The sequence below is a fragment of the Paenibacillus sp. Marseille-Q7038 genome (genome assembly GCF_965111595.1).
Map to the genome: position 1 here is coordinate 2,514,991 of NZ_CBCOOM010000001.1, position 14,091 is coordinate 2,529,081.

At 42.3% G+C, this 14,091-nt stretch carries 16 protein-coding genes; all 16 read right to left on the reverse strand.

Annotation, left to right across the window (positions count from 1 at the left end):
- Positions 1-20 precede the first annotated feature (20 nt).
- On the reverse strand, positions 21-1,760 hold the full coding sequence (recN, locus tag ACWPWY_RS11965; protein ID WP_454191896.1) for a DNA repair protein RecN: 1,740 nt from the start codon (positions 1,758-1,760) through the stop codon (positions 21-23).
- A 149-nt stretch (positions 1,761-1,909) separates the two neighbouring features.
- The gene (gene ahrC / locus ACWPWY_RS11970; RefSeq protein WP_160033425.1) at positions 1,910-2,359 is read right to left on the reverse strand and encodes a transcriptional regulator AhrC/ArgR; all 450 of its coding nucleotides are present in this window, start codon (positions 2,357-2,359) and stop codon (positions 1,910-1,912) included.
- A 37-nt stretch (positions 2,360-2,396) separates the two neighbouring features.
- Positions 2,397-2,879 carry a hypothetical protein gene (locus tag ACWPWY_RS11975; RefSeq protein WP_454191897.1) on the reverse strand — a complete coding sequence of 161 codons (483 nt, stop codon included), beginning with the start codon at positions 2,877-2,879 and terminating at the stop codon, positions 2,397-2,399.
- Positions 2,880-2,984: 105 nt separating this feature from the next.
- Positions 2,985-3,812 (reverse strand): TlyA family RNA methyltransferase, encoded by an 828-nt coding sequence (locus ACWPWY_RS11980; protein WP_454191898.1) that lies wholly within the window; start codon positions 3,810-3,812, stop codon positions 2,985-2,987.
- A 36-nt stretch (positions 3,813-3,848) separates the two neighbouring features.
- Positions 3,849-5,756, reverse strand: a complete 1,908-nt coding sequence (gene dxs / locus ACWPWY_RS11985; protein WP_454191899.1) for a 1-deoxy-D-xylulose-5-phosphate synthase — start codon at positions 5,754-5,756, stop codon at positions 3,849-3,851.
- A gap of 125 nt (positions 5,757-5,881) precedes the next feature.
- The gene (locus tag ACWPWY_RS11990; protein ID WP_454191900.1) at positions 5,882-6,784 is read right to left on the reverse strand and encodes a polyprenyl synthetase family protein; all 903 of its coding nucleotides are present in this window, start codon (positions 6,782-6,784) and stop codon (positions 5,882-5,884) included.
- Positions 6,781-7,035 carry an exodeoxyribonuclease VII small subunit gene (xseB, locus tag ACWPWY_RS11995; protein WP_332085294.1) on the reverse strand — a complete coding sequence of 85 codons (255 nt, stop codon included), beginning with the start codon at positions 7,033-7,035 and terminating at the stop codon, positions 6,781-6,783. The genes ACWPWY_RS11990 and xseB overlap by 4 nt, the downstream gene beginning before the upstream one ends.
- Positions 7,025-8,386 (reverse strand): exodeoxyribonuclease VII large subunit, encoded by a 1,362-nt coding sequence (xseA, locus tag ACWPWY_RS12000; RefSeq protein WP_454191901.1) that lies wholly within the window; start codon positions 8,384-8,386, stop codon positions 7,025-7,027. The genes xseB and xseA overlap by 11 nt, the downstream gene beginning before the upstream one ends.
- 14 nt (positions 8,387-8,400) lie before the next feature.
- Positions 8,401-9,258, reverse strand: coding sequence for a bifunctional methylenetetrahydrofolate dehydrogenase/methenyltetrahydrofolate cyclohydrolase FolD (gene folD, locus ACWPWY_RS12005; protein ID WP_454191902.1), 858 nt, complete (start codon positions 9,256-9,258; stop codon positions 8,401-8,403).
- Positions 9,259-9,281: 23 nt separating this feature from the next.
- Positions 9,282-9,731, reverse strand: coding sequence for a transcription antitermination factor NusB (gene nusB / locus ACWPWY_RS12010; protein ID WP_454191903.1), 450 nt, complete (start codon positions 9,729-9,731; stop codon positions 9,282-9,284).
- 144 nt (positions 9,732-9,875) lie between these two features.
- The gene (locus tag ACWPWY_RS12015) at positions 9,876-10,109 is read right to left on the reverse strand and encodes a DUF2273 domain-containing protein (protein ID WP_454191904.1); all 234 of its coding nucleotides are present in this window, start codon (positions 10,107-10,109) and stop codon (positions 9,876-9,878) included.
- 13 nt (positions 10,110-10,122) lie between these two features.
- Positions 10,123-10,662: an alkaline shock response membrane anchor protein AmaP gene (gene amaP, locus ACWPWY_RS12020; protein ID WP_454191905.1), complete on the reverse strand. Its 540-nt coding sequence runs from the start codon at positions 10,660-10,662 to the stop codon at positions 10,123-10,125.
- Between the two features lie 105 nt (positions 10,663-10,767).
- Positions 10,768-11,181, reverse strand: a complete 414-nt coding sequence (locus ACWPWY_RS12025; protein ID WP_191799159.1) for an Asp23/Gls24 family envelope stress response protein — start codon at positions 11,179-11,181, stop codon at positions 10,768-10,770.
- A gap of 117 nt (positions 11,182-11,298) precedes the next feature.
- Positions 11,299-12,642: an acetyl-CoA carboxylase biotin carboxylase subunit gene (gene accC / locus ACWPWY_RS12030; RefSeq protein WP_454191906.1), complete on the reverse strand. Its 1,344-nt coding sequence runs from the start codon at positions 12,640-12,642 to the stop codon at positions 11,299-11,301.
- 67 nt (positions 12,643-12,709) lie between these two features.
- Positions 12,710-13,192, reverse strand: a complete 483-nt coding sequence (gene accB, locus ACWPWY_RS12035) for an acetyl-CoA carboxylase biotin carboxyl carrier protein (protein WP_454191907.1) — start codon at positions 13,190-13,192, stop codon at positions 12,710-12,712.
- Between the two features lie 139 nt (positions 13,193-13,331).
- A complete protein-coding gene (locus ACWPWY_RS12040; RefSeq protein ID WP_454191908.1) occupies positions 13,332-14,042 on the reverse strand; it encodes a SpoIIIAH-like family protein in 711 nt (236 codons plus the stop codon).
- Positions 14,043-14,091: the final 49 nt, after the last annotated feature.

Here is a 14,091-nt window from a genome sequence, read left to right on the forward strand (position 1 = left end):
TGGTCTTTTATTACTGTCAATCATTGCTCCGTAAGTACTTCAGCCCCTTTTTTGGCTTCCGCAAGTTTAAGCATTTCTTGTGCATGATGTCTTGTTTTTTCTGTAATTTCAACACCGCCAAGCATTCTTGCAAGCTCCATAATCCGTCCCTCTTCAGAAAGTTCCTCGACCTGTGTCATTGTCCGTTCATCGTGCACTTTTTTCTCGATTAAATATTGATGATCTGCCATACAAGCCACTTGTGGTAAATGTGTAATTGAAAAAACCTGACAAGTGGAGGATAGAAGGAACAATTTTTCGGCAATGGATTGAGCTGCTCTTCCGCTTACTCCGGTATCGACTTCATCAAAGATCAATACAGGGATTTGATCATGTCTTGCAAAGATGCTCTTAAGGGCAAGCATAATTCGCGACATCTCACCACCAGAGGCGATTTTACCTAGAGGTCTAAGGGGTTCGCCCGGATTTGCGGATATCAGAAATTCTACACTGTCAATTCCTTGTTTCGTAATTCGAATCCGCTGACCATTCCATTCCACTCCGCGAGGATCTTCTACAACAGAAATCTGAGCCCTCATGGATGTTCGTTCCATCTGTAAATCCTTTAGTTCTCGTTCCACTTTTTCGGATAGCTCTTCTGCACATTTCTTACGAGCCAGACTCATTTTTTCTGCTGTGATGAGTAATTCTGCCAAGTAACGATCACGTTCAGCGAGTAATTTTTCCATGCGCTCATCTTTATTTTCAAGTTGATCCGTTTCCCGTTCGATTTGGGCATAATATTGGAGAATAGACTCCACGTTGTCTCCGTATTTGCGCTTTAATCCGGTAATCATATTCAATCGTTCTTCCACTTCACCAAGTCTTGCTGGGTTAAATTCAATATCATCACGATACCCGCGAAGCTGAAAAGCAGCATCTTCTAATTGATAAAAAGCAGACTGAAGCTGGTCTAATATAGGTTTAATCCCTTTTTGGTCATATCCGCTTATGTCTTCAAGCTTAGAGATCGCGTAACTAACCGCCTCTAGCCCCTGAGACCCTTGGAGAATATCATAAGCTCCTGCAACGGAATCCATCATTTTTTCGCTATGGGATAGTTTGACCTTTTCTTCATGCAGTAATTCATCCTCGCCCGGTTCCAAGTTAGCAGCAGCAATTTCTTCTAACTGGAACCGATACATATCAAGTAATTGATAGGCTTTTTGGCTTGACTCTTGAAGCTGACGAACTTCTTTTTCTACTTTTACAAATGCTTTATATTGCTCTGTATATTTCAGCTTTATCGGACCAATGATACTTTCTCCATATGTATCGAGCAGACCTAGATGCTTCTCTGCCCGCAATAAACTTTGATGTTCATGTTGTCCATGGATATTAATGAGCTGTTCTCCAACCTCACGTAACATGGTCAAGTTTACTAGTTGTCCATTGATTCGAGATACACTTTTCCCTGTTGATATGAGTTCGCGGCGTATAATCAAATGTTCATCTGGTTTAGCCTGGATACCAAGCCCCGATAATGTCTGCCATACGGGGTGAAATCCTGGAAGTTCAAACATCGCTTCCATTTCCGCTTTATCACAGCCATATCGTATGAGATCAGCAGATCCTCGACCTCCAGCAATAAGACCAAGTGCATCTATAATAATTGATTTACCTGCGCCCGTTTCCCCAGTAAGTACATGAAATCCCGAATGGAAATGGACATCCACAGCTTCAACAACTGCTAAATTTCGAATAGATAGTGTAGAAAGCACAGCATTGCACCTCCGATGATCATGTGAATTACGTGTATTTATGTTCCCAAAATTACTCAGGAATGTCCGTTGCTTTTTTCATCTTTGTTTATACTTTACACTATTTTCTCCGAAAAAGAAACGTATGTTCGCTCACTTTTTATTATCATTTACGAAATATATCCCATGATTTGATTAATGAATGACTTACTGTTTTCTTCCGTTCGGCAAATCACAAGAATGGTATCATCACCGCTGATCGTCCCCATAATTTCCGGCCATTCAATGTTATCAAGGAGCGCTGCCACCGAATTTGCTGTCCCAGGAAGGAACTTCATAACCACAAGATTCGTTGTGTGATCAATACTAAGAAAATTATCGACTAAAGCCCGCTTTAATTTTTGGCCCGGGTTATATCTTTGGTCCGTCGGTAAAGAGTATTTATATCTGCCATCTTCTGTAGGTACCTTTATAAGAAGAAGTTCTTTAATATCTCTTGAGACGGTAGCTTGCGTTACCTGATATCCAGACTTACGCAGTGCTTCCACCAGCTCGTCCTGTGTTTCGATGTCATTTTGACTGATGATTTCGCGAATTTTAATATGTCGTTGCCCTTTCATACATGCCTCCAATTGTCGTGCTCTTTATTATTCATGTTTACTCATCGCCTGGATCATACAAATAATCATCTTCATCCAGTAATGATATGCGCTTGACTGTATCTTCCACTGTATCCACATAAAGAAGACCATCACAGGTTGGATATAGCAACAGATACAGAAGCATTCGATCTCTAATCCCTGACCCAGTCCATTCAACGGGCATCCGGCTTCGGGATATTTTAACGATATAAACCTCGTCATCCTTCTCAGCTACATAATCAATAAATAATCTGCTGTAAAGCGTATTTTGATCCACCTGAAAAGAAAGCGGAACCTTTAATTTCCCGCCAATTACTTCATATCCTTCTCTCTCTAATATGCGAAGCGCTGGATGTTCCTGAATTTCTTCGTTTAATACAAGATCCGGCATATGTTCAGGCGCTGGGTCTTGAAGCCATTTACGTACACCATATAATATCCAAATCATCACGGTTAAACCAAAAAAAGCGATAACCACTTTGTCATACTGACCTTCCATGAAACCACCTCTACAGAAAATATTCGTGAACGATGTTCAATTTCCTGTAGTGGTTAATCGGTCAGTATCCCTTTTCAGTAAAAGAAACTCATCCGAAGATGAGTTTCAGGTAAATGTATTCGATGCTTGTTTCACAATAGACTGTATCAAAGCATCTGTATCTATGGATGATTCTGTCCTCATCTCAGGAGGATTCAATCTCCAGTGTGCAAGAAACTCAATATTCCCTTCGCCTCCTGTAATTGGAGAGAAGGTGAGATCTTGGAGTTCAAGGCCGAGTTCCTTTCCATATGCAATAATGGAATGCAGCACTTCTGCATGCACTTTAGGCTCTCGTACAACACCCGTTTTAGGAACCTTCTCACGACCAGCCTCAAACTGCGGCTTGATCAGTGCAGCAATATCTGCGGGTTGCTTAAGCAGATTCAGCAGCGGAGGAAGAATGATTTTTAAGGAAATAAAAGATACATCAATACTCGCCACATCAGGTACAGGGCCTGCAAGATCTTCAGGAGTTACGTATCTGAAATTGGTTCTTTCCATCACTGTTACGCGCGGATCATTACGTAATGACCAATCCAGCTGATTATAACCCACGTCAATTGCATACACATGAGCAGCGCCATGCTGCAGAGCACAATCGGTGAATCCGCCAGTAGACGAACCAATATCGAGCATCGTTCTTCCTTCCATGTTCAGATCGAAGTGTTTGATTGCTTTTTCCAGCTTCAAACCCCCGCGGCCCACGTAAGGATGCACTGCACCTTTTACTTTTATGACGGACTCCCTAGGAACTTTCATTCCTGGTTTCTCGATCCGTTCTTCATCCGCCAGAACAAGCCCCGCCATAATGGCGGCTTTTGCTTTTTCACGGCTTGCATAAAATCCTTGTTCAACCAATAATATATCAATTCGTTCTTTAGGGACTGACATGAGTTTCTCCTGTTCCAAAATATTTAAGTGATGGGCTCAGGAAGGCAGACTTGTTTTTGGAAGATCATAAGCATATTGCAACTTCAGTTTGCGCATTTCCTCACACACTGATTCTGCCGTAAGACCTACCTCTTCCCGTTGTTCCTTCACACTGCCGTGTTCAACAAACAAATCGGGAATCCCCATAAGATGAACTTTCGCTTCATACATTCCTTTTTGGGAGAAAAATTCAAGTATGCTACTTCCGAGACTGCCTGCTTCACAAGCTTCTTCAAGTACAATCATTTTCGTATCATTTTGAGCAAGCTCCATTAGGAGTTCATGATCCAGTGGTTTGAAGAATCGGGCATTAATTACACTTACCTGCATGCCATCTCGTTTCAGCATTTCCGCAGCTTCTTCCGCTACCTGAATCATAGGGCCAGCAGAAATGATGCTGTATTTCTCACCTTGTCTAAGTGTTTCCCACGAACCAATTGGAATCGTCTTCAGTTCCTGATCCATCGGAACACCGACAACATTAAGCCTAGGATAGCGGTAAGCAATCGGTCCATCATTATATTCCAGTGCCGTCTTCATCATATGTCTAAGTTCATTCTCATCCTTAGGCATCATGATTACAATATTCGGAATATGACGCATGAAAGCCACATCATAGACACCTTGGTGAGTCTCCCCATCGGGTCCTACGAAACCGGCACGGTCAATAGCAAACATGACATTGGCATTATGCCGGCAAATATCATGTACGATTTGATCATATGCTCTTTGCATGAAGGTTGAATAAACAGCAAATACAGGTTTAAGCCCCTCCATAGCAAGCGATGCACACATCGTTGCCGCATGCTGTTCGGCAATTCCTACATCGACCATCCGGTCAGGGAACTCTTTACTAAATGGTATAAGTCCTGAACCGCCCGGCATGGCAGGAGTCACAGCTACAATTCGCTCATCCTGTTTTGCAAGTTCAATAAGAGTTTGACCAAATATATCGGTATACATCGGATTTCCCACTGATTTCAGGACTTGCCCTGATTCAATCTTATATGGGGAAATACCATGCCATTTAACAGAATCGGCTTCTGCTGGTTTATAACCTTTACCTTTGGTTGTTACTGCATGAACAAGAACCGGACCATTTACATTATCTGCTTGTTTAAATGTTTCAATAAGTTTCGGCAGATCATGACCATCAACAGGTCCAAGATAAGTAAAACCTAGCTCTTCAAAAAGAACACCGGGTACCATCATATATTTAAGACTATCTTTTAGCCATCCAGCTGATTTAGCTAATCTTCCGCCGATAGCAGGAATTTTATTTAATAAATATTCGACTTCATCTTTAGCTTTCAAATAATGACGGTCCGAACGAATTTTACTCAAGTAATTATGCATAGCCCCTACATTAGGTGCAATAGACATTTCATTATCATTTAATATAACCATCATTTTTTTCTGTTCATGACCGATATGATTCAGTGCTTCAAAAGCCATACCGCCTGTTAATGCGCCATCACCAATAATCGCAATAACCTTATTGTCTTCGCCTTTTAGATCTCTAGCATATGCCATCCCCATGGCAGCGGACAGTGAAGTACTGCTGTGACCGGCTTCCCAGACGTCGTGCTCACTTTCGTTTCGTTTCACAAATCCAGACATTCCCTTATATTTGCGAAGCGTATCGAATCGATCCATCCGGCCTGTAAGTACCTTATGAACATAAGATTGATGACCAACATCATATATCATTTTATCTTGTGGACTGTTATAGCAGTAATGCAGGGCAACCGTGAGCTCTACCACTCCCAAATTCGGCGCCAGATGCCCCCCTGTGTATGATAGCTTCTCAATGAGAAATTGACGTATCTCTTCAGATAGAGAGCCTAGTTCATCCACAGACAATGATTTCAGATCGTTAGGTTCCTTAATTTGTGGAAGCAGCACGTAAATCCCCGCTTTCCTTCATAAATTTTTGATAAGTATCTCCAAACATAGTCTTCATTATATCACATCACAACCTAAATCATAAATTTCGTCATTTTCAGATCATGAATTTAGGCGATTTTCATTTAATGATCCCGTTTCATGAGATAATCTGCTATTTCAAATAGACGCCTCGGGTCAGGAATTCCCCCTTGAATAAGAGCATCCTTTGCCGATTGTGTGAGGCGTTTCACTTCAGCTACGGATTCTTCCATTCCGATAAAGTAGGGGTAAGTTACCTTTTGCTGAGCAACATCACTCTGTGTTTTCTTTCCGAGTTTCTGTTCATCACCGATCAGATCAAGAATATCGTCCTGTATCTGAAAAGCAAGTCCCAAATCTCGTCCAAAAATACGTAAAGCTTGAAGTTGTTTTTCATTTGCTCCCGCGATCCGACCTCCCGCTACAAGTGAAAACATCATTAAATCTCCAGTTTTGTGAAGATGGATATATTCTAATTGAGACATAGAGGTCATTCCTTGCTCACCTTCCATATCTGCAACCTGACCGCCGACCATTCCTCGTGCACCCGCATACTCAGATAAGTCTTCAACGATATCAAGCAAACGATCCGCAGGGATGCCATACTTTCTACCGGACTGAATGATACTGTAAAAAGCATGCGTTAACAGCGCATCTCCCGCAAGAATTGCCATAGCTTCCCCGTACACTTTATGATTCGTGAGTCTCCCTCTGCGATAATCATCATTATCCATTGCCGGAAGATCATCATGAATAAGTGAATAGGTATGCACCATTTCTACGGCAGCGGCTACCGGTAGTGCCGCTTTACGATCGACTCCAAAGGCTTCTGTAGCTGCAATCACCAGTACAGGGCGTAGTCTTTTTCCGCCGGCCATAAGCGAGTACATCATGGAATCTTTTAGATGTGTTGGTACATCCCAATCGGCCGGTATAACATGTTCAAGTTCATTCATGAGTATGTCAGCGATGTTCTGGATATAGAGTTCTACGGAAGGTCTCGTCACAGAGAGACACCGCCCTCTTCTTCCATGCCACCAAATGCTTGTTTTCGGTAAGCCCCATCTTCTTCAACTATAATTTCAATTTTTCGTTCTACTTGCTCAAGCTTATGATTACAGAGCTGAGACAGCTTCATTCCACGTTGGAATAGCTCAATCGCTTGTTCCAACGGAACATCACCCCGTTCGAGCTGGTTAACCACTACTTCGAGTTCAGCCATCGCTGCTTCAAAACTGAGTTCTGCTTCATTTGTCATCCTTATTATCCTCCTTTATTTCCCACACTTGACAGGAGAGTCCGCCATCACTCAGCTTGATCTTAATTACATCACCTAGTAATACATCGTTGGTTGATTTCACAAGCTGTTTTTCGTCCTCATTATAGACAAGGCTATAGCCTCTCGACATTACCTTCAAAGGACTTAATGCGTCCAGATGCCGAAGATTTGATCCTAGCTTCTGACGTGTTTCTTTTATTTGAATCCGCATTGCAGCCTCGAGCTGTCTTCGGTTTTGTACAACCTGCTTCTGAGCTGCGGCAACTTGGTCTGAAGGATTAAATCTGGACAGAGATATCTTCATCCGTTCTTGTTTTTCACGCGCAAAGCGCAGCTTAGAATCTGTAGATCGTGAAAGTCTCATGGTTAACTGATCTAATCGCTCTGTGTGCTGAATCAGAGAACGGCTTGGGTTTACAAGCACGGATGAACGGGATAACTGATTTAGACGTTCTCTTCCATGTCTTGCTCTCGTCATCAAACTTTGCTTGAGCCTACGCTTCATAACGTCAACTTGGTCTTTAAGTTCCAATTGGTGCGGAACGGCAATTTCTGCCGCTGCTGTTGGAGTTGCTGCACGAACATCTGCGGCAAAATCAGCAATTGTAAAATCGGTTTCATGACCTACCGCTGAGATAACCGGAATTACTGACTCCGTAATCGCTCTTGCGACAATCTCCTCATTAAATGCCCACAGTTCCTCTAAGGAACCACCTCCGCGTCCTACAATAACCACATCTGCCTCTGCCATTTGATTCACCGCGCGAAGGGCTCTTACGATTGATGCCGCAGCAGCCTTACCTTGCACAACCACAGGATATAAAATAACCTCAGCAAGTGGATAGCGGCGAGTGATGGTGGTAATAATATCTCTCACTGCTGCACCAGTCGGTGAGGTGATTACGCCAATCGTTTTTGGATATCGTGGCAAAGGACGTTTGCGCTGCGCAGCAAAAAGACCTTCCTGCTCTAATTTCTTTTTTAATTGTTCATAAGCCAAATACAGACTGCCGATACCGTCAGGCTGCATTTGGGTTGCATAAAATTGATATTGTCCATCTCGTTCAAATACGGTGATATTTCCTTGAGCGATTACTCTCGCTCCTTCCTTCGGGATGAAGGGAAGTCGTCGATTATGTGTTGCAAACATAATTGACTTAATACGGCTTCCTTCATCTTTCAGGGTAAAGTACATATGACCGCTCGAATGATGCGTAAAATTCGATATTTCCCCGCGAATCCATACACTAGACAACAGGTTATCTGAATCCATCTTCATTCGAATATACCGATTGATATCTTTTATAGAGTAAATTCGCTGTTCTGCCATCAGAACACTCCTTTTTAATTCAGGCCATGGGCACGTTTTGCAGAAAGCAGCGTATTTTGCATGAGCATCGTAATTGTCATCGGACCTACTCCGCCTGGAACAGGTGTAATCGCACCCGATACTTCTTTTGCACTTTCAAAATCAACGTCGCCTGCGAGTTTACCGGTTTCTAGACGATTCATGCCTACGTCGATGACAACCGCGCCTTCTTTAATATAACTTGCGTCAATGAAATTAGCACGTCCAATGGCCACAACAAGGATATCTGCTTGCTTTGCTAGTTCCCGCATATTCGCTGTCCGTGAATGACACATGGTCACTGTAGCATTTTCGCGTTGTAAAAGCAGAGATACCGGTTTACCTACAATGTTACTGCGACCAATAACAACTGCATGTTTCCCGCTAATTTCTAGTCCTGTACGCTTGATAAGTTCAATAACTCCTGCCGGCGTACAAGGAAGTAAACTGTCGTCTCCAATCACCAAATTACCAACATTGATAGGATGGAATCCATCTACATCTTTGTCCACGGAAATTGCATTTATCACTTTCTTCTCGTCAATATGCCCCGGTAGAGGCAATTGCACCAAAATTCCATTAATACTCATCTGACGGTTCAATCGATCAACTAGTGCAAGAAGCTCTTCTTCAGACGTATCTGCAGAAAGGCGGTGTACTTCAGAATAGAAACCAAGATCATAGCACGCTTTTTCCTTATTGCGTACATAAACTTGTGAAGCCGGGTCTTCTCCAACAAGAACTACAGCAAGCCCTGGAACAACATTTTGTTCTTTCAGCTGTGCCACTTCTTCTGTTATTCCTCTACGAATTTCTTCAGATACTTGTTTTCCGCTAATAATCGTTGCCGTCATGTCTCTTCTCTCCCTTGATTTGACTAGAGGTTTGATTTCAAAGTATCAATATCTTGAATCATTTTTCCAAGTACACCATTAACGAACTTACCGGATTCAACTGTACCAAAATGCTTGGACAACTCGATCGCCTCGTTAACGGATACTTTTGCTGGTACATCTTCACGATACAACATCTCATAAGCTGCCAATCTCAAAATTTGACGATCAACTCTGGATAAACGGCTTACTTGCCACCCTTTCAGATAATCGACAAGAAGTTTATCGAGTGCATCTTTAGTTTCCCATACCCCACGAACATGCTCAAGTACGTAGGCACGCATTGCATCTTCACTCTTAACTTCAACTTCTCCTTCATTCTCTTCCGCGGCTTCATTAAACAGCATATTTACTGCTTGCTCAGCCTCCACAGCGTTCATTTCCATTGAATACAGACTTTGTACTACAAATTCCCTCGCCAAACGTCTTTTCATTTCCTGCCTCCTGCTTCTTTCTCATATACATAACCTATTATCCTTATTCTTTACACAAAAAAAACCTATGGCATGCTGATTTTTCCCAAAAATGGACATGAAGAAACTGCAGCTCTTTTTGGCAAAAATAGCATATCACAGGTCTTATTTGAATGGACGCCAGCGTTCAGATAGATATCCCATCCAGTTTCTCCAAGGAAAAACGATGGGTAATCTCTCATCACTTCTTCTGCCAAGCGTATATCCGATAAACACCACGAGTGCAAAGAACAACATATCCCAAAATCCAAACATCAAATAAACAATACCGAAAAGTAACCCTCCGGCAATTCCAATAATCCGACCTCTATGACTCTCCCAGATTTCTTTCCACGGCATCCGTGAGTCACCTCTATTCTACTCGGCTCTTATAGTTCGGTGATTGCACAAGATTAGCAATGTATACCGATACATGAGATACCGGGATTCCTGTAATTTCTTGTACATAGTCATGAATTGCTTTCTGTAATTCTGTGGTCAGCTGTGGAATCGAACTTTCTCCGTCAACGATCGCACGAATTGTAATCTCTAGACCCGCTTCCGTAACATGGATACGAGACTTTACATCACGTACACTTCGGAATTTAGATGAGGCCTTCAAACACAGATTTTCAATCGTTTCCATCGAAATCTGGACATCGCCATACTCCGTCCGCTGATCAACAGATGGCAGCGAACCTTGGTCTCTGCGAACAGAAATATAGAAGAACCGCATACTAAGTAAAAACAGAACAGCGGCAGCTGAAATAACAATAATGGTTGTCATTTCATTATACTGACTCGGAACAATATTAGGAGCAAGACCGCTTAAAAGGAGGATTATCAGTACCGATATAATGCCAACACTTAAACTGTAGATAAACAGCAAAAGCCTGTCCAGTATTTTAGCCACGAACAGAGTAACCTCCTCAATCAACAAATAAAAAAAGCTTTTAATCCAATCAAAAAGGAAGGACTAAACCCCTGGTGCGATCACCGGGGGTTTAGGTCAACTATTTTATTTCACACGCTGTGGAGTCAGCTCAGTCTGGTCATCCATACGTTCAGCCGTTTTGAACTGAACATCATGTACCTGCACATTGACTTCCACAACAGTTAAGCCTGTCATGTTTTCAATGGAGCGTTTCACATTTTGTTGGATGGAAGAAGCTACATCAGGAATACGATTTCCATATTCGATGATCACAGAAACGTCAACTGCAGCCTCACGTTGGCCAACCTCGACTTTTACACCCTTGGACAAATTTTTACGACCAAGCAGTTCAGCAAAACCGCCAGCGAATCCACCGCTCATTCCTGCTACGCCGCTGACTTCAACGGTTGCAAGACCCGCGATGACTTCAATCACTTCTGGTGCAATCTGAATTTCACCAATCTCAGTTCTTTCGAATTCCGTCGGCAATGTGCTCATGATATCAACACACCTCTCAAAGTTTAAGTTTCCTCACGTCCACAAGAAGACACGCGTACTTATTATTCATACTATAGCATTCGCTGGACATTATGACAAACAAGCTTATTATGACAATTAAATCTCGTTTTCTTCCAAAAATTTAATATCAAAATCGCCTTTGCCAAACACCGGATGCTCAAGCAATCTCATATGGAATGGTATCGTAGTAGGAATACCTTCTACCGCAAACTCAGAAAGCGCACGTCTCATTTTGCTGATTGCCTCATCCCGTGTAGGAGCCCATACAATCAATTTAGCAATCATAGAGTCATAATATGGCGGGATGTTATAACCTTGGTACGCAGCGCTGTCTACTCTTACTCCTGGACCTCCAGGAGGCAAATAAAAATTGATTTTACCTGGAGCAGGCATAAAATTACGGCTTGGATCTTCTGCATTAATTCGGCATTCAATGGACCATCCGTTAATCATGACTTCTTCCTGGGTAAAGGACAACGGATTCCCTTCAATTACAGAAATCATTTCTTTGATCAGATCGACGCCTGTAACCATTTCTGTAACGGGATGTTCTACCTGAATACGGGTATTCATTTCCATGAAATAAAAATCCCCGTCTGGGCTGAGCAAAAATTCAAGGGTTCCTGCTCCAGCATAGTTTACAGCCAGTGCAGCGCGGACTGCAGCATCCCCCATACTTTGACGCGTTTCTTCGCTTAGGATAGGACACGGAGCTTCTTCAATCAGCTTTTGTCTTCTCCGCTGAATGGAGCAATCTCTTTCCCCTAAGTGAACTGCATTACCATGCTTGTCAGCAATGATTTGAATTTCTACGTGTTTCATACCTGTTAAGAATTTCTCGAGATAAACGCCAGCATTTCCGAAAGCTTTTTGTGCTTCCTGTTGAGCTGCTGTAATTTGTTTGACAAGGGATTCTTCATCCTCTGCGATGCGAATCCCTTTACCTCCGCCGCCTGCGGTAGCTTTGATAATAATAGGATAGCCGATATCGCGGGCAATCATAACTGCCTGATCTAAATCTTCAACCAGTCCATCAGATCCCGGAATAACAGGTACACCTGCATCTCGCATCGTCTGTTTTGCAACCGCTTTGTCTCCCATTTTGGTAATAGCTTCTGCTGATGGGCCAATAAACGATATATTGCAAGACTCACAAATTTCTGCAAAATCAGCATTCTCGGCTAAAAAACCATAGCCAGGGTGAATTGCATCACATTCTGTTAGGGTTGCAACACTCATAATATTTGTAATATTAAGATAACTTTCTTTTGAAAGGACAGGTCCGATGCAGTATGCTTCATCTGCAAGTCGCACATGCAGTGCATCTCGATCCGCCTCTGAATAGACAGCTACCGTTGAGATGCCAAGTTCTTTACAGGCACGAATAATCCGAACAGCAATCTCACCACGGTTAGCAATCAATATTTTTTGGAAATTCATTTATATATCCTCCTTTGGAGCTTTACTCTAATGAAACCGTACTACAGAGTGGTTCACCAATAGGAGATTACTCCGATTTAACCAAGAACAATGGTTGACCGTATTCAACAAGTTGACCATTTTGTACAAGAATTTCAACGATCTCGCCTTTAACGTCCGCTTCAATCTCGTTCATAAGTTTCATTGCTTCCACAATACATACCGTTGTTTTCTCCGTCACTTTGCTGCCTGGACTTACAAAGGCTGCTGCTTCTGGCGATGGTGAAGAATAGAATGTACCAACCATTGGCGAAACAATCTTATGTAAATTTGATTCCGTCTTCTCAGATGGTTCTTGAACAGGCGCTGCTTGGTTTCCAGGTGTATAATTTTGCTGCATCATCTGAGTTGCAGGCGGATATGTGCTTACGTTCACTGGCGCTTGTACATATTCAGTCGGGCCAGGCTTACGTATGGTCAGTTTAGAACCTTCGTTTTCAATCTCAAGCTCTTGCACTGAAGTTTCATCGATCAGCTTTATTAATTCTTTAATTTCATTTAATTTAAACATTAATTATAGTTCACTCCTTCGGCATACTGCCATCTTCACTCGGACAGTGATAACGTTATGTATTATATCACAATCATTAAAAATGGAAAGAGCCCGGAAACGTTGTCCCGAGGCTCTTTCCTAAAAGTGAGCACGCTGTTTATTCTTTTACATACTGTACTCGAACTTTATCTTGTGTTACATCAAGCTCGTTAATGACCATATCAACGATCGTAACTGCATCTTTAGCTTCCAGTTTTTCGCTGATCACTACCACTTTATATTGATCGTTATCCTCTTCTACTATTGCATTTGTATATTGCTGAGAAAGCTGCTCTTCAATCCCAGTAATCTTTGAATTTTTCTCTTCTAGTATACGCAATTGCTCCACTGCTTTTGCATTCTCTTCCGGTGTTTTACTATTATCGCCTGCTGTTGCAAGCAGTTCACTTTCTATTCTGGAATTCTCAGCAGTACGCTCCCATTGATAATTCTCAAATATGTTAGCAGCAGAAGCAGATGTATTTTGAGCTTCCATTTCTTTTAATACTTCTTCATCTGTCTTTGCCTCATCCGTTTTTTCTGAGGTTACTTCTTCTTCTTTGACCGCATCAGGAGCAACGGGAGCTCCGGTCTCATCTATTTGTTCCCCTGTTACCAGACCTTCTGTAACGACTTCGTTCACAACAAGTCCATCCAGCGGATTATTTGCGGAAGCTTCCTGTGCATCACTAGGGGTACCTTTGATTTGCTGTGTTTCTGCTACCTGGCTAGATGTCCCCGTATCTTCTGTGAACAAATAGTACGCCGAAAGTACGACCATTAGACTCAGCATGGACACGAGCCATATCGTTTGTCTTTTGTTAGTCATTGTTTTATTCCTCCCAAAATGATTTAAGTTTTTTTAAATCTCCCACCTA

Coding starts and splice junctions, on each gene's coding strand:
- ACWPWY_RS12025 (WP_191799159.1), bottom strand. CDS start 11,181: ATGAGCACATTGCCGACGGAATTCGAAAGAACTGAGATTGGTGAAATT.
- ahrC (WP_160033425.1), bottom strand. CDS start 2,359: ATGAAAGGGCAACGACATATTAAAATTCGCGAAATCATCAGTCAAAAT.
- ACWPWY_RS12040 (WP_454191908.1), bottom strand. CDS start 14,042: ATGACTAACAAAAGACAAACGATATGGCTCGTGTCCATGCTGAGTCTA.
- xseA (WP_454191901.1), bottom strand. CDS start 8,386: ATGGCAGAACAGCGAATTTACTCTATAAAAGATATCAATCGGTATATT.
- ACWPWY_RS12015 (WP_454191904.1), bottom strand. CDS start 10,109: ATGCCGTGGAAAGAAATCTGGGAGAGTCATAGAGGTCGGATTATTGGA.
- ACWPWY_RS11980 (WP_454191898.1), bottom strand. CDS start 3,812: ATGTCAGTCCCTAAAGAACGAATTGATATATTATTGGTTGAACAAGGA.
- accC (WP_454191906.1), bottom strand. CDS start 12,642: ATGAATTTCCAAAAAATATTGATTGCTAACCGTGGTGAGATTGCTGTT.
- xseB (WP_332085294.1), bottom strand. CDS start 7,035: ATGACAAATGAAGCAGAACTCAGTTTTGAAGCAGCGATGGCTGAACTC.
- folD (WP_454191902.1), bottom strand. CDS start 9,258: ATGACGGCAACGATTATTAGCGGAAAACAAGTATCTGAAGAAATTCGT.
- nusB (WP_454191903.1), bottom strand. CDS start 9,731: ATGAAAAGACGTTTGGCGAGGGAATTTGTAGTACAAAGTCTGTATTCA.
- accB (WP_454191907.1), bottom strand. CDS start 13,192: ATGTTTAAATTAAATGAAATTAAAGAATTAATAAAGCTGATCGATGAA.
- ACWPWY_RS11975 (WP_454191897.1), bottom strand. CDS start 2,879: ATGGAAGGTCAGTATGACAAAGTGGTTATCGCTTTTTTTGGTTTAACC.